Genomic DNA, 20,424 nt, shown 5'->3' on the forward strand with positions numbered 1-20,424 from the left:
GTAGCTCAGGAATAGTATGCAGGTCGGTTTAAATACAACATCACTCTCCGGTAGCGGAGCGCTTAATCCTTCTGTGCAACAGCATACCGTTGCGCAGAATGCCCCTGTCCGTCAAAAGTTACCCGCCACGGCGAGTGATTACCCGGCTTCGCCCCTTATTACCACCCGGCCCCAGCGCTACAGCGTGCAGCTTAACGATCAGCTCACCACGCTGCAGCAGGCCGATCACTACCTGGGTCAACTGGAGCAGCATTTGCTGGACTATCGTCACGCATCACGCCGCGGTGGACAGGCGCAGCAGCAAAAAGGGGCTGAACTTACCCAGTGGCTGGAAAAACGACCAACATTGTCCGGAGATGCGGTCGACAGGCAGCTGCGTCCGGTTTTACAGGGTGAGGCGCGAGTGACTTTTCACTCACCTGAACTGGCGCAAATGCTGCAAAAAAACGCGATAAGTTCACGTATGTTTAGTGTCTCTGACGGGCGGCAAACGCAGCACTCTGCGGTGGTGGTCGGTGAGGATCTGGATCCCAGCCAGTATAAAATGATGATGAGCAACGCGCTGCGCCGTGTCGGGGTGCAGGTGCACGATCAGCAGGGGGCGTTGAGCTTTTCCACCACGGAAAAGCAGTGGCAGCAGATCCAGCAAACCCTGAGCGTACGCGATGTTGATGCGAAGACTTCGGCGTTTACTCCACTCAAAACGTTTGCCGATCCGTCCCGTTCAGAAGACCTTCTGCAACATATCGCGCAGGGCAGTTCCCGCTCTCAGGATGGCTTGCAGCAGGCGCTGGATATCATTGGCGATCAGCGTGCGCAAATGGCCGCGCAGCAGGAGAAAGCCCGACAGCTAATTGACGGTATGGCACGTTTTCCGCAGGCAGAAAGTGCGGTGAAAGCCTCTGAATCACTGGGTGGGGTATTGGACCATGCTAATCACAATTACCAGGTATTAGCACAGGCAGTCAACGGACAGGCCCGGCTTTCCAGCCAGACGGTCCGTAGTTTATTAAGCTAATCCTGATGGCATGCTTTTGTTGAGAAAGTAAAAGCAGAGAGGTCTGTAATTAACAGACCTCCAATATCCTGTGTAAAAAGCAAATTTTGCTGCGCGTCTAAATGAATCCACCACGTATGCAGGTTGTGTTCTGTCACAAATGACCCGAAATTTGCCAGCCGAGAGTCGTTTTGATCGGTTTTGGTCGTACTAAAATGAAACTCCCCCTGTTTTGACGTGCCTGCATAATGGTTAATACAGGCGGCAATCTTAAACGTGGATGGCGTTTTGTTACTTTGCTCCAATGGGACGAGAGTAACGGTCGTGTTTTTTATCAGCGGGCTCGTAATGAGTTCATAATGTACGTTTTTGCCAGTATTAAGATCGTAATTAACAATAACCGTATTTTCAATGTGGGCATGAGCCATGAAGGTACAAAATAACGTTAAAGCAGACAGGCAGGGGAAAACGTAATTATTTGCATTTTGGCATTTCATTTAACATTTTCTCCACTTCTTTAATTAAAATACCATTCATTTCGTTATCTTTATTTAGCCAGTTATCAAAGCTCAGCGCTAACTGCCAGTTGTCATTGCATTGGTTGCTTAGCACAATATCAAGGGCAAGTTTGTTGAGAGAAACCCGGTAATACAGGGTCATCAAGGCGCTATGTGTAACCAATAGTTGATTGATCTGCTCTACACCAGGAACAATATGTTGTGAAACCAGTGATAACGATTTCTTATTCTCACCTGGATCATAAAGTTGATAAGCTGTAATACGGTCGGCGTTTGCCAGCGTCTCTTTAACCAGTTGCGGAGCTTCTGGCGTTTTAGTGGCCGACGGTGTTTTAAAATAAGAGATTAAGATAAACAATAACAGCGCGGTAACAATAACGGGTAAGGTTATCAGAACGGCCCGGTAAGGATGACGATTGATGACCGGTTTTCTCTTGTTTTTTGCATGCAATTGACTGTTATTTAAATATATTTGTTCTTTTCCTGTTGATGGCAGTAGCGCTTCAGACACAAGGGTTTCAGCAACCTTAGCATTCTCTTCGGTGACATCGTCGGCGCTGTCATCAGCTTTATTTTCATTAGGTTCAATGAGTTCAGTCAGATAGTTTTTATTAAACAAATACCCTTTTTTAGGTATGGTTTTAATAATATCCTGCTGCTTGCCGTCATCATCGATCGCAACGCGCAGGGCATGAACGGCTGTCGGCAGACTATTTCCACCAACGATGCGATTCTTCCATACTGCGGTCATTAAAAATGAACGAGATAAAACAACATCGGCATTTTTAGCTAATGTTTCTAACAGAATAAAATGGTATTCGCCCAGACGACGTATCTCGCCTGTTTCACAATGGATTAACGCATTCAGCGAGGAATCCATCCGCCAGTTGTTGACTACAATACTCATGGTTTTATATACCCGCGCAAGATTTTTATATCCCTGGTGCCACACCGTTAAAAATCAGTGCATTAAAATTCTGGAGACATTGAAATGTCTTTTGGCTGTGAAACGGCAGCCGAATCGCTATTGAGTGTTTTTTATGCTGTCTGAAAGAGGGTTTGAAATGTAGCGAAAGAGCCTGAGACTCACAATATAAAAATATAGGCCATTTGCAACCAAATGTAAAATAAGGTCAGGAAGTGGGTGACTAATGAGATTTTGATTAAGTATAAACTCATTGGTATCATTAAGTTAGCCCTGTTGATGTGTAAGAGAACAACCCGTTATTAGATATTTCTAATAATCTTTTAATTAAATATGAATTGAGATCTTCCTTATGTGATGGATATTGGTGGTGATAAGCACGGAAAGCTAAAATAGAGTAGAGAGATTATCTCTCTGGTTAACGAGGTGGTGAGGAGCGTGGAAAATTTTTTTTTGCAGCGCTTTAAGTTTTCCAAACGGGTGGTCGTTTTTACAGGGTATCGAAACGAAAACGATTATTCCCAAGGAGCTGTACCATGTTATCGATTAATACTAATACCGCATCAATGTCTGCTGTTAATGCTATCAACAAAAGCAGCGCATCACTGTCTACTTCTATGGAACGTCTGGCGACAGGTAACCGTATTAACTCTTCTGCAGATGACGCTGCGGGCAAACAGATAGCTAATCGCCTGACTGCACAGTCCAGCGGTATGGGCGTTGCGCTGAGCAACATCAACGATGCCACTGCCATGTTGCATACTGCAGACAGCATGTTTGATGAAATGACCGACGTACTGGGCCGTATGAAAGACCTGTCCACGCAGGCAGCGAACGGAACCTACAACGACGAAGATTTGCAGGCGATGCAGGACGAATACGACGAACTGGGTCAGCAGATGTCCGACATGCTGCAGAACACCACTTACGGCGGCACCAACCTGTTCGGTGTTTCCGGTACCAGCAACACCGGTAAAGATGGTCTGTTCCAGAGCGGCGTAACCTTCCAGGTTGGTGCTGAATCTTCTGACACCATGACCGTTAACATCTCCAGCCAACTGGACGCTCTGGTTGGCGCGCTGGATCAGGTTAGTGCTTCTTTCAAAGGTGACCAGGCAGATAAGACCGGTAGCGCAGGTATCTCTGGCGGCTCCGAACTGACCACTTCTGGCTCTGCAAACGCGATGATTGGAACTATCCAGACTGCAATGGATGACGTGTCTAAGATCCAGTCCAAACTGGGCGCATCTATCAACCGTCTGAACGACACCGCGGCTAACCTGACCAGCATGCAGGACAACACTAAAGTGGCGATCGGTAACATTATGGATACCGACTACGCGACGGAAGCGTCCAACATGACCCAGCAACAGGTGCTGATGCAAACCGGCATCACCATGCTGAAGCAGTCCAACAGCATGTCCAGTATGGTTTCCAGCCTGCTGCAGTAATTCCTGACGTAACGTCATTTACAACACCGCCATCCGGCGGTGTTGTGCTTTCAGCGACCGGTTTTTTACCTGTAAACCTTCCTGGGGAAGGGAAGACGCATTTCCGCCACTAATCTAACTTGCTGAATATGAATAATAAAAATTATTGGCATGCGTTTTGCTATTACATAAATAACGTTGCACGGAGTCATCGATTATGAGCTTTACGAGTCCGATCCAAAAATTAGCACAAGAACTTGCCTACGCCGATATTGCCACCCAGGCGACGAATTTGCAGAACGAACAGAACGAATTGAATGCAGAGAGCAGCGGTCTGGACTCGCTCAGTACCGCGCTGACGAACTTTCAAACGGCAATCGATGCGCTGAACAGCGACACCGATGGTCCGCTGACGTTTTCTGCTACCTCTAGTAATGACGGGAATACCGTATCGGCGAACTCGGAAGCGCAGGCCGGGACTTACTCATTTTATGTTTCGCAGCTGGCGCAGGCGCAGCAGACAACCTTCAGTATGAGCGATGACACGTTTAGCGCATCCGGTACGTTTGAACTCACGATGGATGATGGCACGACCATGGATATCGATCTTGCTGCTGCTGATGAAGACGGCGACAGTTTCATTGATGCCAGTGAACTGGTTGACGCGATCAATGACTCGGACGACAACCCCGGCGTGTCGGCGGCACTGGTCAAAACCGACGGGACAACCACTATCATGCTGACTTCCGATACCACGGGAGCGCAAAGCGCATTCTCGGTTAGCGTAACGGGAAACACCTCTTTCTCTGATGAGATAGCAGCCAGCAAAAATAACGTCACGGATGCGCAGGACGCAGAGATTCATCTGGGAAGTCAAACGGGTCCTGCAATCACCAGCAGCACTAATACCTTTGACGATGTGATCCCCGGCGTAACCATGACCTTCACTGAGGCCAGCGATCCTAATGATCCTAATGATTTGACCACCTTTACCGTCGCGGAAGACTCCAGCGGATCGCAGGCCAAAGTGCAAACCTTCGTAGATGCCTACAACACGTTAATCGACACCATCGATTCATTGACCAGCTACGGCGATGACGACACGGCTGCCGGAGTTTTTGCTGGTGATGCCGGGATGAATTCGTTGGCAAATCAGATGGATGATATCGCTCACGCCTCCTACGGTGGTGTTTCGATTGTCGACTATGGCATCACGCTGGATTCCGACGGTCACTTACAAATTGACTCCACCCAGTTCAGCGAAGAAATGGAAGAAAATCCGGACGGTTTGACCTCTATTTTCGTCGGGGAAGACAGCATGGTCGCGCAGATGGACGACCTGATGGAAAGCTATCTGGATTCCAGCAACGGCATCATCGCCATGCGTCAGGAAAACATTGATGACCAGCAGAGCAAAATTCAGGACGAAAGCGATCAGCTGACTGAAACCTATAACACCAACTACGAGCGCTACGTGGAAGAGTACACCAATACGCTGGTTCAAACGTACACCATGAAAGTGAGTATGGCCGCATTTATGTAACCGGCTGGTTTAAGAGAAGGACTGAGAATCAACATGTACGACACGCAGGATGGTTATTCGCAATACAAAGAGATGGATCTTGCAGCGCGTACCGCAGCAGCATCGCCGTTAGAGCTGGTGCTGGTGCTGTTTTCGGGGCTGATGGACGAGCTGGAACGCGCCAAAAGCCACATTGAGAACAAACGCTACGAGCGTAAGGCGCAAAGCATCAACAAATGCATCGATATTCTCAACGCCTTAACCAGCTCGCTGGAGTTTGAAACCGGCGGCGAGCTGGTGGTGAATCTGTCCCGGCTGTATGACCACTGCGTCTACCGCCTGTACGAAGCCAGCGGCGAATTGTCGCTGGAAAAAATTGATGAAGTGATCCTCATCCTGACGAATCTGCGCACGGGCTGGGAAGGTCTGTCGGCAAAACTGGGATAAGGCGATGCAAAGAGAGCGTCTGCAACAGCAACAGCAGCTTTATGCCCTGGTACAAGAGATGAATGACGCGCTGGATAACAAGCGTTGGCGACGATTACCCGGCCTGCATCAGCAGGTGATGCGCGTTTTTCATGACTATGCCGCCTGGGAAACTGATGCCGGGGCGCTGAGGGAAGTGAAAAGTAAAATGCATGCGGCGTTTGAGGCGCTAATAACCCGGCGAACGCAGCGTGCGGAAGAACTCAAAGCGCGCATGGATCAACATCAGCAAAACCAGGAAGGAATGTTGGCGTACTCAATGGTTAATTTAATTTCGGAGAAGGCATGAATCCTGTATTACTGGCCTCGGCCAGTGCGTTGGCAGAGGCCACACCGGAAAAGGCGGCTATCTCAGCCCCAACAACGTCAACGAGCGGCAGCACGTTTTCTTTGCCGCAGGCTGGGCTTAACGCGGTGGCTGAACGTTTGATTGGCGCAAAAGTCAACCAACAGCAGGCGTCGGCGGCCGGGCATCAGCGCGATGATGCAGATCCTGCGGCTATGCAGGCATTGCTGGCGATGCTGCTGGCGCAACCGGCTCAGGCGTCAGCGTCTGCACCAACCCAGAAGCAGCCGGACGGTGAGATGCTGAAAATGCTGGCGCAGGTGCAAACCTCCCAATCAGGTTCATCGCTGCTGCGTCAACTGGCGGGCGCGATGGCTCAACAAGGAAAAACGTCCTCGCCGTCGGCTGAGCAGCATGCCACGGATTTATCGTCACTGCCGCCTAAGCTGCAAACGTTGCTGGCGTCGATCGGCGAGGATTTGCCTCAGGCAACGCCGGATCAGCAGGCCAAACTGGCGACATTCTCCGCCCAGGATCTGCGTGCGATCACACCTGAACCTGCTTCGCTTTCAACGTCACAGCAAATTTCCGCCCGCGTGAAGTCTGAGGATCATAGCGTTCCTCGCCCGATGGCGGTGAGAAAAACGGATGGCGTGGCGGTTAACCCAACGCTTGCGACACAAAGTTTGCTCACTACGGCGGCGCAGGGAAATCAGCCGATGAACGCCCTGAGCGACCATAACGTGGTGTCGACGCAAGTTTCGGCGCCTACCACGCTGTCGACAGAGGAACTCGGGGAGAAGCTCACCGCACTGCTCAAAGACAGAATTCAATTCCAGTTGGGCCAGCAACAGCAGGTGTCGACTATTCGTCTTGATCCTCCTTCGCTTGGCAAACTGGAAATTGCCGTGCAGTTGGATGCCGGAAAGCTGATGGTTCATATCGGTGCAAATCAGAGTGATGTCTGCCGCTCGTTGCAGCAATTTAGCGAAAACTTACGCCAGCACCTCACGGCACAGAACTTCATGGAAGTGAACGTTCAGGTCTCTTCCGAAGGGCAATCGCAACAGCAGCAACAGCAGTCAGGTAATCAACAGGACGAGGTGGCGTCGGCGCTAACGCTTAACGATGAACCTCAATTTCAACAGAACGAATCCGTTCTGATCAAAGTGTAAAAGCAAGATGAAGAAAATTGTTATCGCGTGTCTGATTAGCTCCGTCGTGGCGCTGGGTATTGCAGGGGGCGCAGGATGGGGCATTTATCATTCTATGACTAAAGGAACCGCAACTGCAGCAGATAAGCCTGCGCATGAAGCGGAAGATAGCCAGGATGAGTCCAGCAGTATTTTTGTCTCCCTGCCGGAAACGGTGGTTACGCTTCATGATAATGAAGGTAGCGATCGCTATATGGTCGCGGAACTGGTAATGGTCGTTGATTCAGAGAAAGACGCTGAAAAAATTAAGAAGGACGAACCGCTCTATCAAAGTATTACGGTAGATGAGCTCTCGAATATGAAATATGAAGATATTCGGGCGCTGAAGATCTCCGATATCAGAAAGAAAATTTTTGAAAACCTGAAAACTGAATTAGCGAAACGCAAAATGGCGACACCTTATAAGGACATTTTGGTGAAAAAAGTCGTGTTTCAATAAGCGACACGCCAGGAAATAACATGATCCAGGATGCTTACGAGTCAGACGACTTTAATGCGACGCCCGTGCTAACGCCAAAGCAAGAGAGCCATTATTTACAGGCTTATCTTCCTTTGGTGCGCAAAGTAGTGCGTCAACTTGCGCCGCAATGTACCTGCGTTATGGACAGGCAGGATATGGAACAAACGGCGCTGATGGGATTGCTGAACGCGATTCGCCGCTATGGTCAACCGGATGAGGGCTTTGCCGGTTATGCCGTCCACCGTATCCGTGGCGCCATACTCGATGAGCTGCGCAGCCTCGACTGGCGGCCTCGTCAGCTACGACAAAAATACCATCAGATTAAAGATTTGATTCGTGATGCGCGTACCCGGCTCGGGCATGAACCCTCATGTGAGGAGCTATCCCGGCTGGGATTGTCGTCTGAAGATTATCAGGAATACCAACAGCTGGAAGGCGCCGAATCGCTGGCCAGTCTGGATGAATTACTAAATGGCGATATGCCGATTGCACCGCTCGAAGGGCGGGGGCTTGAGGAACAATTCGTCACGCAGGAAATGCTGGGTTATGCCCTGAGCCAACTCAGCGAAAAAGAGGGACTGGTGCTCTCAATGTATTATCAGCACGATATGAATTTAAAAGAGATTGCGCTGGTATTAGGGCTGACTGAAGCCCGTATTTGTCAAATGAATAAAAAAATCACGCACAAGATTCGTGATTGTTTATATCCAGATTAACAATTTCGAATCAACATGCGGAGGACGTAATGCAAAAGATTTTTGGTTTATTGGTGGTTTTAGGCTGCGTATTTGGTGGCTATTTTGAAGCGGGTGGACAGCTTATTGCTATCTGGCAGCCAGCCGAGATTATTATTATTATGGGGGCCGGTCTGGGCGCGATGATTATCGGTAACCCGATGCATGTGCTGAAAGAGATCGTTCGCCAGATTAAAGGCGTAATCAGTAAAAAGAAAATGGGTCCGGAGTTTCAGCGTCAGCTGCTGATGTGTCTGTATGAGCTGCTGGAAATGGTGCAAAACGGCGGTCTGCGTATGCTGGATCAGCATATCGAACAGCCGGAAGAGAGTACCATTTTCCAGAAATACCCGCTGGTGCTGACCCAAAAACGCCTGGTGACCTTTATCGCCGACAACTTCCGTCTGATGGCGATGGGCAAAATTGATGCCCATGAGCTGGAAGGTATCCTCGATCAGGAACTGGATACCGCGGAAGAATCGCTGTTAACGCCTTCGCGCTCCCTGCAACGTACCGCCGAGGCCATGCCTGGTTTCGGTATTTGCGCGGCGGTGCTGGGTATCATCATCACCATGCAGTCAATCGACGGTTCCATTGCGCTTATCGGCCTGAAAGTGGCGGCGGCGCTGGTGGGGACATTCCTGGGGGTCTTCATCTGTTATTGCCTGATGGACCCACTGGCAAACGCCATGGAACAGCAGGCACGGGCGGAACACTCTTTGCTTGAATGCGTACGTACCGTGCTGGTGGCGCAAGCAGGCGGTAAGCCGACGCTGCTGGCGGTCGATGCCGGGCGTAAACTTCTTCATCTGGCATCCAAACCTACATTCGCCAACCTGGATGCGTGGGTCAATGCGATGCTGGAGCAAGAATAAGCATGAGGAAGGGGCCAAATCGTCGCGATCGCGGCGCGAAAACCACTATTATCCGCCGACAAATAAAGAAGAGTCATGCAGGTCATCACGGAGGAGCGTGGAAGGTGGCATTTGCTGACTTTACGTTGGCGATGATGGCACTGTTTATGACGCTGTGGATTGTGAACAGTGTCAGTAAAGCCGACCGTGAAAATATTGTGGCGGCGCTGCATGGTCAGTCAATCTTTAACGGTGGCGGCATGGCACCGTTAAACAAACTGGGCAAGCAGCCGATAGCGCCGGGTGCGCAGAAGAAAAACGTCACGCGCAATAAGCTCGATAAAACCACCAACCCGCAGGAAACGGCGAAGATTACGGAAGATAACGCGAAAAAGGCGTTGGACGTAAACGAAAAAACGGCGTTACTGAAGCAAAAATCAGCCCGCGAATTGGGTGAGCTGGCGACCGACATTAACGTCATCGCCCGCAATGCACATATGGAAACCAACCTTGAAATGGAAATTGTTCCTCAGGGGCTGCGCGTACTGATTAAAGATGACCAGAACCGGAATATGTTTGAACGCGGTAGCGCCAAAATTATGCCGTTCTTTAAATCGCTGCTGGTTGAGCTGGCCCCCGTGTTTGACTCGCTGGATAACAAGATAATTATCACCGGACATACGGATGCGATGAGCTATAAGAGCAACATTTACAACAACTGGAACCTCTCCGGTGACCGCGCCTTGTCGGCACGACGCGTGCTGGAAGATGCTGGAATGCCGCAGGATAAAGTCATGCAGGTCAGCGCAATGGCGGACCAAATGCTGTTAGATGCGAAAAACCCGGAAAGCGCCGGTAACCGTCGCATTGAGATTATGGTGTTGACGCAAAGCGCTTCCGATACGCTGTATCAATATTTCGGCCAGCAGGGAGAGAAGGTTGTGCAACCGCTGGTTGATAAACTGGACAAGCAAAAGCAGGTGACTTCTTTACGTCAACAATCTGCTCCCGTCACGCATTAACTACGTTCTCCGTCCCCCACGCAACGTGGGGGAAAACTATCCCTCAGGAAGGCAATATGATAGATGTAACCCATATTATTCCATTGGATATTCATACTGATAACGTCACCGATGTGGCCTGTCAGGGCGCACATTTCGACCAGGTTTCAGGTATCTGGTACACCGAGCCTCATGAGTTAAACGGGGCGCTGCGTGACTATGTTTACAATATCGACAGTTTCAATATTGTCGCGCCGTACTATCTGGTTATTACCTCGAAGATGCACTGCTGGAGCTGTCACCAAATTACCCGTATTCATGGCGTGATGTTTACCCGCTTTATTAAGAAAAATCAGGATGGTCAGGGCTGGCAGTCGGTCAGGCGTAACAGCTTTTTGTTCCACATTAATTCTCTGCCTGAAGAGATAAAAAAGAACATCAAAGCCAGCAATTACTACCTCGATAAAAGTAAAACCACCGGGCTACGCTACTGGATGAATCACTGTGAGATTTGCGGTGAACGTCTGGGTGATTACGAGCTTTTCTGCGTTGAAAATGATGCCTTTCGTCTGATGACGATCGAAAAACTGCTGCGGGCAAATATTCGCAAAGTGAATAAACTGTTTGTCAGCACGGCGGGCAATCCAGCGGAGCATACGAAAACGGACATCGTGCGTTACCTGTGCGATGCACGCTTCGTCATGAATGGTCCGGCGTAAGGCATAATCATACTTCTCACATCATAAAAATACTGTATACTTAAACAGTGTTGTGGGAGGCGAGCGATGCGTAAAATCATACATGTCGATATGGACTGCTTTTTCGCGGCGGTGGAAATGCGCGACAACCCCGCCCTGCGTGATATTCCCATTGCTATTGGCGGCAGTCGCGAACGCCGGGGAGTCATCAGCACCGCCAATTACCCGGCACGAAAGTTTGGTGTGCGTAGCGCAATGCCTACGGGAATGGCGCTAAAACTGTGCCCGCATCTCACCTTATTACCCGGCCGTTACGACGCTTATAAAGAGGCCTCTCGCCAGATTCAGGCCATCTTCTCTCGCTACACCTCGCTCATCGAACCCCTTTCGCTGGATGAAGCCTATCTGGATGTGACCGACAGCACCCACTGCCACGGCTCAGCTACGCTAATCGCTCAGGAAATCCGCCAGACAATTTTTAACGAGTTACAGTTAACCGCCTCAGCTGGAATTGCGCCGGTAAAATTTCTGGCAAAAATCGCTTCCGATCTCAACAAACCCAATGGGCAATATGTGATTACTCCCACGGATGTTCCCGAATTTCTCAGAACATTACCGTTAGGCAAAATTCCCGGCGTCGGCAAAGTCTCAGCCGCGAAACTGGAATCGATGGGATTACGGACCTGTGAAGATGTTCAAAAATACGACCTGGCAATGCTGCTCAAACGCTTCGGCAAGTTTGGTCGTGTGCTGTGGGAGCGCAGTCAGGGTATTGATGAGCGTGACGTCAACAACGACAGGCTGCGTAAATCCGTCGGCGTGGAACGTACGTTGGCAGAAGATATTCACGAATGGTCGGAGTGTGAGGCGATAATTGAACGGCTCTATCCCGAACTGGAACGGCGGCTGGCAAAGGTTAAGCCCGATCTCTTCATCGCTCGTCAGGGGATAAAACTCAAGTTTAATGATTTTCAGCAGACCACGCAGGAACACGTCTGGCCGCGCTTAAATAAAGAGGATCTGATCGCGACGGCGCGCAATACCTGGAACGAGCGTAGGGGAGGGCGAGGTGTCAGGCTGGTGGGATTACACGTCACGCTGCTGGACCCGCAGATGGAAAGACAGCTACTGCTGGGAATTTGACTCTGATGTATTGCCGGATGGCGGCATAAAAACTTTCTCTGGCCTACAAATTAGCATGTAGGCCGGATAAGCGTAGCGCCATCCGGCATTTAGCGCAGAATCTTACTTCGCTGGAATAGACTTCAGCAGCTCGGTCAGAAGCGTCCAGTAATGACCGACGCTTTCAATATGAACCTGCTCATCCGGAGAGTGCGGACCGGTGATGGTCGGCCCAATGGAAACCATGTCCATATCCGGATACGGTTTCTTGAACAGACCACATTCCAGACCAGCGTGGATAATCTGGATGTTCGGTGTCTTGTTGAACAGACGCTGATAGGTTTCACGCACCAGGTGCATAACCGGTGAGTTTGCATCCGGCTGCCAGCCAGGATACGCACCTTTGGCTTCCGTTTTCGCGCCAGCCAGTTTGCCCAGCGAATCCAGCATGCTTACCACATAGTCTTTACCGCTGTCGATCAGCGAACGAACCAGGCAGTGAATCTGGACATTATCGTCAGTCATGGTCACCACGCCGACGTTCAGCGAGGTTTCTACCACGCCTTTTGCTACGTCGGAATTGCGGATTACACCGTTTGGCGTGGCGTTCAGCAGACGAATGAAGCTATCGCGAGACTGGGTAGTCAGTGCGGCTTTGTCGTTGCTGACGGCATCCAGCAGCAGCGCCAGATTCTTCTCTTTGGCTTCCAGCTCGTTTTTCAGGATCTCCTGATACGTGCTGACCAGCGCTTTCAATGCATCAACTTTATCGGCAGCCACGGCGAGGGTCGCAAAGGCTTCGCGCGGAATCGCGTTACGCAGCGTACCGCCGTTGAAGTCAACCAGGCGCAGATCCAGCTCTTGGGCGTGGCCTGCCAGGAAACGTACCAGCAGCTTGTTGGCATTACCGAGGCCAACGTGAATTTCGCCACCGGAGTGACCGCCTTTCAGGCCTTTTAAGGTCAGCTTAAAGCTCTGGAAGCCAGCAGGAATAGCTTCACGGGACAGCGGCAGGTTTGAGGTGAAGTCGATACCGCCTGCGCAACCCATGTAGATCTCACCTTCTTCTTCAGAGTCGGTGTTGATCAGAATATCTGCCTGCAGCCAGTTAGCCTGCAAACCAAACGCGCCATCCATACCCGCTTCTTCGGTCATGGTGAGCAGGACTTCTAACGGGCCGTGTACCACGTTGTCATCAGCCAGAACGGCCAGCGCAGACGCCATACCGATGCCGTTATCCGCACCCAGCGTGGTGCCACGGGCTTTTACCCATTCGCCGTCAATATAAGGCTGGATAGGATCTTTAGTGAAGTCGTGTACGGTGTCGTTGTTTTTCTGCGGGACCATATCCAGGTGCGCTTGCAGAACGACCGGCTTGCGATTTTCCATGCCTGCGGTAGCAGGTTTGCGAATCAGGATATTACCGACTTGATCGCGCTCGACGTGGAAACCTTTCTCTTGGGCCCAGCTCAGAATGTGTTCAGCGAGCTGCTCTTCATGGTAGGACGGATGAGGAATAGAACAGATTTTGGCAAAAATATCCCACAGCGGTTGCGGGGATAACTGAGACAGTTCAGACACGTTGAGTCTCCTTGGCGATGTCCTACAAAACTTGCTTGCAGGCCACGGGGTTAGCGGAATTAAAAACACCACAAGTCAGGCTTGCGCGATGCGATTGAGAATACCACTTTCTTCGCTGACGGCTAGTATAAAGCATGCAAAAAGAGGCGCGGATTCCGCGAAACACTGGTTTTTAGTGCGTCAGATCTCTATAATCTCGCGCAACCTGATTCACCCTCAATTTATTAATTAGCCGTAGATAAACAGGCTGGGACACTTCACATGAGCGAAAAATACGTCGTCACCTGGGACATGTTGCAGATCCATGCACGTAAACTGGCAAGCCGCCTGATGCCTTCTGAACAATGGAAAGGCATTATTGCCGTTAGCCGTGGTGGTCTGGTGCCGGGCGCATTGCTGGCGCGTGAATTGGGTATTCGCCATGTCGATACCGTATGCATCTCCAGCTACGATCACGACAATCAGCGCGAACTGAAAGTGCTGAAGCGTGCGGAAGGTGACGGTGAAGGTTTCATCGTGATCGATGACCTGGTAGACACCGGTGGTACTGCCGTTGCTATCCGCGAAATGTACCCTAAAGCGCATTTCGTCACGATCTTCGCTAAGCCGGCTGGTCGCCCGCTGGTGAATGATTATGTGGTTGATATTCCTCAGGATACCTGGATTGAGCAGCCGTGGGATATGGGCGTGGTATTTGTTCCGCCGATCTCTGGTCGCTAATCTAAAAAGTTTTCAACGCCCGCACTGCCGGGCGTTGTTCTTTTTGTGCGGTGTCAGGTTACACTATGCCTTAGTGAGTACTCATGGAGGCCGTAATCATGTCGCAGGCTAACCTCAGCGAAGTTCTGTTTAAACCCCGCTTCAAACATCCTGAAACGTCAACCTTGGTTCGTCGTTTTAATCACGGCGCGCAGCCGTCTGTGCAGTCCGCTCTGGATGGCAAAACAATCCCGCACTGGTATCGCATGGTGAACCGTCTGATGTGGATCTGGCGTGGGGTCGATCCACGTGAAATCCTTGAAGTGCAGGCGCGTATCGTCATGAGCGAAGCCGAACGCACGGATAAAGAGCTCTACGATACGGTCATTGGCTATCGTGGTGGAAACTGGATCTACGAGTGGGCGAAGCAGGCGATGGACTGGCAACAGAAAGCGTCTACGGAAGAGGACCCGCAGGTGAGTGGTCGCCACTGGCTGCATGCCTCCACGCTGTACAACATTGCAGCATACCCGCATTTAAAAGGCGATGAGCTGGCAGAACAGGCGCAGGCCCTGGCCAACCGTGCTTACGAAGAGGCGGCCCAGCGACTGCCAGGTACGCTGCGCGAGATGGAATTTGCCGTTGCCGGCGGTGCGCCGATAACCGGCTTCCTGCACATGCCAAAAGGTGACGGCCCGTTCCCGACGGTGCTGATGTGCGGTGGCCTGGATTCCATGCAAACCGACTACTACACCCTGTATGAGCGCTATTTCGCACCGCGCGGTATTGCCATGCTGACGCTGGATATGCCTTCGGTTGGATTCTCATCAAAATGGAAATTGACCCAGGACTCCAGCCTGCTGCATCAACATGTATTAAAAGCGCTGCCGAATATTCCCTGGGTCGATCACACCCGTGTGGCGGCATTCGGTTTTCGCTTTGGCGCTAACGTTGCAGTACGCCTGGCCTATCTTGAATCATCGCGCCTGAAGGCGGTGGCCTGTCTCGGACCGGTGGTGCATGCGCTGCTTAGCGACCCGCAACGTCAGGCTTCAGTACCGGAAATGTATCTTGACGTTCTGGCCAGCCGTCTGGGGATGCACGATGCGTCTGATGAAGCGCTGCGCGTCGAGCTAAACCGCTATTCATTAAAGGTGCAAGGGCTGCTGGGCCGTCGCTGTCCAACGCCAATGCTGTCGGGGTTCTGGAAAAACGATCCATTTAGCCCGGAAGATGAGTCACGTTTAATCACATCTTCATCTTCCGACGGTAAGCTGCTGGAGATTCCGTTCAACCCGGTGTATCGCAATTTTGACAAAGCGCTGCAAGAAATTACCGGGTGGATCAATCATAGATTGTGTTAATAGATTGCTAAATTTTATTGGTTTGGTAAAACAGTTGCTTCACCTAAGGAGATCGCAATGACGTTACCGAGTGGACACCCGAAAAGCAGATTGATCAAAAAATTCACCGCGCTTGGCCCCTACATCCGCGAAGGGCAGTGCGAAGATAATCGATTCTTTTTCGATTGTCTGGCTGTTTGCGTCAACGTGAAACCGGCACCAGAGAAACGTGAATTTTGGGGCTGGTGGATGGAGCTGGAAGCGCAGGAGAAACGCTTTACGTACAGCTACCAGTTTGGTTTGTTCGATAAAGACGGCAACTGGACCGCCGTGCCGATTAAAGAGACTGAAGTGGTAGAGCGACTGGAATACACCTTACGCGAGTTTCATGAAAAGTTGCGTGGGTTGTTAACGACGCTGAATCTGGCGCTGGAGCCTGCTGACGACTTTAAGGATGAGCCGGTTAAATTAACGGCATAATGAACAGAAAAAAGCCGGATGGCGGCGCAACCCCATCCGGCTTTTTTTATGCTATATCAAAACTGGTAGACCATACCCACCGCGACGATATCATCATCGTTGATGCCCAGCTTATTATTGCTATCCAGTTGGTTGATTTTATAATCAACAAAGGCCGACATATTTTTGTTGAAATAATAGGTCGCGCCCACGTCGATATAATTCACCAGATCCTCATCGCCTACGCCTTCAATATCTTTGCCTTTTGACAGCACATAACCCAGGGATGGACGCAGACCAAAGTCAAACTGGTACTGAGCGACCACTTCGAAGTTCTGAGTTTTGTTAGCAAAGCCACCGGAAATAGGTGTCATATTGCGCGTTTCAGAATAGAACGTTGCCAGATAAATATCATTGGCATCATATTTTAAACCTGTCGCCCAGGATTCTGCTTTATCGCCAGTACCCCGGTTTTGCAGGTTCTGCTGATTAGTACGGTCGGAGTTGGTATACGCACCACTGATGGCGAAATCGCTGCCGCCAAAGTCATACGTCACGGAGGTACCAAAGCCGTCGCCGTTCTGTTTTTTCACATCGCGGTCCTGGTTTTTGCCCTGATATTGCAGGGTAAGATCCAGACCATCGACGACGCCGAAGAAGTCGGTATTACGGTAGGTGGCCAGGCCGCTGGCACGTTTGGTCATAAAGTTATCGGTCTGCGCGGAAGAGTCACCGCCGAATTCCGGGAACATATCCGTCCACGCTTCCACGTCATACAGCGCACCCAGGTTACGACCGTAATCAAACGAGCCAAAATCTTTTAATTTCACACCGGCGAAAGCCAGACGTGTTTTTTGCTGGTTGGTTTCGTTTTCCGCTTTATTCCCTGCAAACTCAGCTTCCCAACGACCATAACCGGTCAGTTGATCGTTAATTTGTGTTTCGCCTTTAAAACCTAAGCGGATATAGCTCTGGTCGCCGTCTTTGCTGTCATAATCAGTCATGTAGTGCATTGCTTTGACTTTGCCATACAAGTCCAGTTTATTACTGTTCTTGTTATAGACTTCTGCCGCCTGTACGGACGCCGATGCAACAATTCCCATCACCACTAATGCCAGAGTGCTCTTTTTCATTTTCATTCCTGATTTAAAGTACGCGCTAATATTTACTGGGTGTGATCCCCGTTAAAAGACAGGAGGGTTTTTAACGTCTGGCAATGAACGTTTTATGACAAAGTAAGAATATTTTTAAAAAAGAATGTTTTTTTGTGTCTGTAATAAATGCGTCAAAATCTGCCGCTACGCTTGCTGATCCTGCGCAATAAAATTTCATGCTTTGTGCGCTGGCTGTTGGCAACCGGGGCCAGTCCTGCTAAAACGTTCGTTTGATATCATTTTCCCCAATTTTGAATGGCAGAGAATCATGAGTGACAGCCAGACGCTGGTGGTAAAACTTGGCACCAGTGTGTTAACGGGCGGATCGCGCCGCCTGAACCGCGCCCATATCGTCGAACTGGTTCGCCAGTGCGCGCAGCTCCATGCCGCAGGGCATCGTATTGTTATCGTTACCTCGGGCGCGATTGCCGCCGGACGTGAGCATCTTGGTTACCCAGAGCTTCCGGCGACGATAGCGTCGAAACAGCTGTTGGCGGCGGTAGGGCAGAGCCGACTGATTCAACTGTGGGAACAGCTGTTCTCAATTTACGGTATTCATATCGGCCAGATGTTGCTGACGCGTGCGGATATGGAAGACAGAGAGCGCTTTCTTAACGCCCGCGATACGCTACGCGCGCTGCTGGATAACAACATCGTTCCCGTCATCAATGAGAACGACGCAGTGGCGACCGCCGAAATTAAAGTCGGTGATAACGACAACCTTTCGGCGCTGGCGGCGATCCTGGCGGGTGCCGATAAGCTGCTGCTGTTGACCGATCAACAGGGTCTGTTCACCGCCGATCCGCGTACTAACCCGCAGGCTGAGTTGATCAAAGATGTGCACGGTATTGATGATGCGCTGCGCGCCATTGCCGGGGATAGCGTCTCGGGGCTGGGAACCGGCGGCATGGGAACAAAACTGCAGGCTGCCGATGTCGCGTGCCGCGCCGGGATCGACACCATTATTGCTGCAGGCAGCAAGCCGGGCGTCATTGGCGATGTGATGGACGGCGTTTCTGTCGGTACCCGTTTTCATGCGCAGGCTTCTCCGCTGGAGAACCGTAAACGCTGGATTTTCGGCGCTCCGCCTGCCGGGGAGATTACCGTTGATGAGGGTGCAACCGCAGCGATTCTGGAACGCGGCAGCTCATTACTGCCAAAAGGCATTAAAAGCGTGACAGGCGACTTCTCTCGTGGTGAAGTGATCCGCATCTGCAACCTCGAAGGGCGTGATATTGCCCATGGCGTCACTCGCTATAATAGTGATGCGCTACGCCGTATTGCCGGGCACCACTCACAACAGATCGACACCATCCTGGGCTACGAATACGGTCCGGTTGCTGTCCATCGCGACGATATGATCACCCGTTAAGGAACAGGCATATGCTGGAACAAATGGGCATTGCTGCCAAAGCTGCGTCATACAAGCTGGCGCTACTCTCCAGTCGTGAAAAAAATCGCGTGCTGGAAACCATTGCTGATGAACTGGAAGCGCAAACAGAAAGCATCCTCAGCGCGAACGTACAAGATGTTGAGCAGGCGCGAGTTAACGGCCTGAGCGAAGCGATGCTCGATCGCCTGGCGCTGACTCCTGCGCGTTTGAAAGCGATTGCTGACGATGTACGTCAGGTGTGTAATCTCGCTGACCCGGTCGGGCAGGTGATTGACGGCGGTCTGCTGGATAGCGGCCTGCGTCTGGAGCGTCGTCGCGTTCCGCTGGGTGTGATTGGCGTGATTTATGAAGCGCGCCCAAACGTCACTGTTGATGTTGCTTCCCTGTGCCTGAAAACCGGTAATGCGGCAATTCTGCGCGGTGGGAAAGAGACGTACCGGACCAACGCCGCGACCGTGGCGGTGATCCAAAAGGCGCTGGAAGCCTGCGGTTTACCCGCAGCAGCGGTGCAGTCGATAGATAATCCGGACCGCGCGCTGGTCGCTGAAATGCTGCGTATGGATAAGTACATCGATATGCTGATCCCACGCGGTGGCGCGGGCCTGCATAAGCTGTGTCGTGAACAGTCGACTATCCCGGTGATCACCGGTGGTATTGGCGTATGTCATATCTATGTAGATGATACGGCTGAGATCGCCCCGGCGCTGAAGATTATCGTCAACGCCAAAACCCAGCGTCCGAGCACGTGTAACACTGTCGAGACACTGTTGGTGAATCAGAGTATCGCTGAGCGCTTCCTGCCTGCTCTAAGCCAGCAAATGGCAGAAAGCGGCGTGACGCTTCATGCAGATGATGCTGCGCTGGCCGCATTGCAGGCCGGACCGGCAAACGTCGTGGCGGTAAAAGCGGAACAGTATGACGATGAGTTTTTATCGCTGGATCTGAACGTGAAGATTGTCGCCGATCTGGATGACGCCATTGCCCATATTCGCGAACACGGCACCCAGCACTCTGATGCGATTCTGACGCGTACGCTGCACAACGCCGATCGTTTTGTGAATGAAGTTGATTCTTCCGCCGTGTACGTAAACGCCTCTACCCGTTTTACCGATGGCGGTCAGTTTGGACTTGGCGCGGAAGTCGCCGTGAGCACGCAAAAATTACACGCACGTGGCCCAATGGGGCTGGAAGCACTGACCACTTACAAGTGGATTGGCTTTGGTGACGACACGATTCGTGCGTAATTGAAACCGGGTGATGCAAAAATAGGCGTTTGATTCACAAGGCCATTGACGCATCGCCCGGTTAGTTTTAACCTTCTACCCCGTGTTCGCATTCGTGGACATGTCCTTATCAGGGCCGATATAGCTCAGTTGGTAGAGCAGCGCATTCGTAATGCGAAGGTCGTAGGTTCGACTCCTATTATCGGCACCATCCCCTAGTTTTCTCAAGTCAACCAACATCAACAAAATCCTTTAAAAACATATATATTACGTTGTTTTCAGTCATCTGAGGTCAACCCTTGTCTCTTGAAATCAACATGCAATT

General features: G+C 51.0%; 21 protein-coding genes and 1 tRNA gene. 18 read left to right on the forward strand and 4 right to left on the reverse strand.

What is annotated here, in order from left to right; translation table 11 throughout:
* Window positions 1-16 precede the first annotated feature (16 nt).
* Window positions 17-1,018, forward strand: a complete 1,002-nt coding sequence (locus tag FDX19_RS22185) for a flagellar hook-associated protein (RefSeq protein WP_137384422.1) — start codon at window positions 17-19, stop codon at window positions 1,016-1,018.
* On the opposite strand, the gene FDX19_RS22190 is transcribed toward FDX19_RS22185, so the two are convergent.
* Both FDX19_RS22190 and FDX19_RS22195 read right to left on the reverse strand, forming a co-directional pair.
* Complete coding sequence (locus FDX19_RS22190; RefSeq protein WP_137384423.1) at window positions 1,015-1,494, reverse strand: hypothetical protein; 480 nt, start codon at window positions 1,492-1,494, stop codon at window positions 1,015-1,017. The two genes, FDX19_RS22185 and FDX19_RS22190, sit on opposite strands and share 4 nt — an antisense overlap.
* A complete protein-coding gene (locus tag FDX19_RS22195; protein ID WP_137384424.1) occupies window positions 1,472-2,422 on the reverse strand; it encodes a transcriptional regulator in 951 nt (316 codons plus the stop codon). The genes FDX19_RS22190 and FDX19_RS22195 overlap by 23 nt, the downstream gene beginning before the upstream one ends.
* 554 nt (window positions 2,423-2,976) lie before the next feature.
* Between FDX19_RS22195 and lafA the strand changes: the two genes are divergently transcribed.
* From lafA to dinB, 11 genes are all read left to right on the forward strand, one after another.
* Window positions 2,977-3,891, forward strand: coding sequence for a lateral flagellin LafA (gene lafA, locus FDX19_RS22200; protein ID WP_137384425.1), 915 nt, complete (start codon window positions 2,977-2,979; stop codon window positions 3,889-3,891).
* A gap of 196 nt (window positions 3,892-4,087) precedes the next feature.
* The gene (gene fliD, locus FDX19_RS22205) at window positions 4,088-5,413 is read left to right on the forward strand and encodes a flagellar filament capping protein FliD (RefSeq protein ID WP_137384426.1); all 1,326 of its coding nucleotides are present in this window, start codon (window positions 4,088-4,090) and stop codon (window positions 5,411-5,413) included.
* Between the two features lie 33 nt (window positions 5,414-5,446).
* Window positions 5,447-5,839, forward strand: a complete 393-nt coding sequence (gene fliS, locus FDX19_RS22210; RefSeq protein ID WP_003843794.1) for a flagellar export chaperone FliS — start codon at window positions 5,447-5,449, stop codon at window positions 5,837-5,839.
* 4 nt (window positions 5,840-5,843) lie between these two features.
* Window positions 5,844-6,167, forward strand: a complete 324-nt coding sequence (locus FDX19_RS22215) for a hypothetical protein (RefSeq protein ID WP_043015277.1) — start codon at window positions 5,844-5,846, stop codon at window positions 6,165-6,167.
* A complete protein-coding gene (locus FDX19_RS22220) occupies window positions 6,164-7,339 on the forward strand; it encodes a flagellar hook-length control protein FliK (protein WP_137384427.1) in 1,176 nt (391 codons plus the stop codon). Before FDX19_RS22215 ends, FDX19_RS22220 begins: the two co-directional genes overlap by 4 nt.
* A gap of 7 nt (window positions 7,340-7,346) precedes the next feature.
* Window positions 7,347-7,817 carry a flagellar basal body-associated protein FliL gene (gene fliL, locus FDX19_RS22225; RefSeq protein ID WP_137384428.1) on the forward strand — a complete coding sequence of 157 codons (471 nt, stop codon included), beginning with the start codon at window positions 7,347-7,349 and terminating at the stop codon, window positions 7,815-7,817.
* Window positions 7,818-7,837: 20 nt separating this feature from the next.
* Window positions 7,838-8,554: a FliA/WhiG family RNA polymerase sigma factor gene (locus FDX19_RS22230; protein ID WP_137384429.1), complete on the forward strand. Its 717-nt coding sequence runs from the start codon at window positions 7,838-7,840 to the stop codon at window positions 8,552-8,554.
* Between the two features lie 29 nt (window positions 8,555-8,583).
* Window positions 8,584-9,447, forward strand: coding sequence for a flagellar motor stator protein MotA (motA, locus tag FDX19_RS22235; protein WP_079939432.1), 864 nt, complete (start codon window positions 8,584-8,586; stop codon window positions 9,445-9,447).
* Between the two features lie 2 nt (window positions 9,448-9,449).
* Window positions 9,450-10,448 carry a putative lateral flagellar export/assembly protein LafU gene (gene lafU, locus FDX19_RS22240; protein ID WP_079939431.1) on the forward strand — a complete coding sequence of 333 codons (999 nt, stop codon included), beginning with the start codon at window positions 9,450-9,452 and terminating at the stop codon, window positions 10,446-10,448.
* A 56-nt stretch (window positions 10,449-10,504) separates the two neighbouring features.
* Window positions 10,505-11,146: a DNA primase gene (locus FDX19_RS22245; protein ID WP_137384430.1), complete on the forward strand. Its 642-nt coding sequence runs from the start codon at window positions 10,505-10,507 to the stop codon at window positions 11,144-11,146.
* Window positions 11,147-11,212: 66 nt separating this feature from the next.
* Window positions 11,213-12,268, forward strand: coding sequence for a DNA polymerase IV (dinB, locus tag FDX19_RS22250; protein ID WP_137384431.1), 1,056 nt, complete (start codon window positions 11,213-11,215; stop codon window positions 12,266-12,268).
* A 102-nt stretch (window positions 12,269-12,370) separates the two neighbouring features.
* On the opposite strand, the gene pepD is transcribed toward dinB, so the two are convergent.
* The gene (gene pepD / locus FDX19_RS22255) at window positions 12,371-13,828 is read right to left on the reverse strand and encodes a cytosol nonspecific dipeptidase (protein ID WP_137384432.1); all 1,458 of its coding nucleotides are present in this window, start codon (window positions 13,826-13,828) and stop codon (window positions 12,371-12,373) included.
* A 261-nt stretch (window positions 13,829-14,089) separates the two neighbouring features.
* Here pepD and gpt point away from each other — a divergent pair, with 261 nt between their 5' ends.
* The 3 genes from gpt (at window position 14,090) to crl (ending at window position 16,350) form a co-directional block, all read left to right on the forward strand.
* A complete protein-coding gene (gene gpt, locus FDX19_RS22260) occupies window positions 14,090-14,548 on the forward strand; it encodes a xanthine phosphoribosyltransferase (RefSeq protein ID WP_003031380.1) in 459 nt (152 codons plus the stop codon).
* Window positions 14,549-14,646: 98 nt separating this feature from the next.
* Window positions 14,647-15,891: an esterase FrsA gene (gene frsA / locus FDX19_RS22265; protein WP_137384433.1), complete on the forward strand. Its 1,245-nt coding sequence runs from the start codon at window positions 14,647-14,649 to the stop codon at window positions 15,889-15,891.
* A 57-nt stretch (window positions 15,892-15,948) separates the two neighbouring features.
* Window positions 15,949-16,350, forward strand: coding sequence for a sigma factor-binding protein Crl (crl, locus tag FDX19_RS22270; RefSeq protein WP_005133595.1), 402 nt, complete (start codon window positions 15,949-15,951; stop codon window positions 16,348-16,350).
* Between the two features lie 56 nt (window positions 16,351-16,406).
* On the opposite strand, the gene phoE is transcribed toward crl, so the two are convergent.
* Complete coding sequence (gene phoE / locus FDX19_RS22275; protein WP_137384434.1) at window positions 16,407-17,462, reverse strand: phosphoporin PhoE; 1,056 nt, start codon at window positions 17,460-17,462, stop codon at window positions 16,407-16,409.
* Window positions 17,463-17,751: 289 nt separating this feature from the next.
* Between phoE and proB the strand changes: the two genes are divergently transcribed.
* From proB to FDX19_RS22290, 3 genes are all read left to right on the forward strand, one after another.
* Window positions 17,752-18,855: a glutamate 5-kinase gene (gene proB / locus FDX19_RS22280; RefSeq protein WP_137384435.1), complete on the forward strand. Its 1,104-nt coding sequence runs from the start codon at window positions 17,752-17,754 to the stop codon at window positions 18,853-18,855.
* 11 nt (window positions 18,856-18,866) lie between these two features.
* Complete coding sequence (gene proA, locus FDX19_RS22285; RefSeq protein ID WP_137384436.1) at window positions 18,867-20,120, forward strand: glutamate-5-semialdehyde dehydrogenase; 1,254 nt, start codon at window positions 18,867-18,869, stop codon at window positions 20,118-20,120.
* Window positions 20,121-20,234: 114 nt separating this feature from the next.
* A tRNA-Thr gene (locus FDX19_RS22290) sits at window positions 20,235-20,310 on the forward strand.
* Window positions 20,311-20,424 lie beyond the last annotated feature (114 nt).

It is taken from the genome of Citrobacter sp. wls619, from assembly GCF_005281345.1.
GTDB lineage: Bacteria > Pseudomonadota > Gammaproteobacteria > Enterobacterales > Enterobacteriaceae > Citrobacter.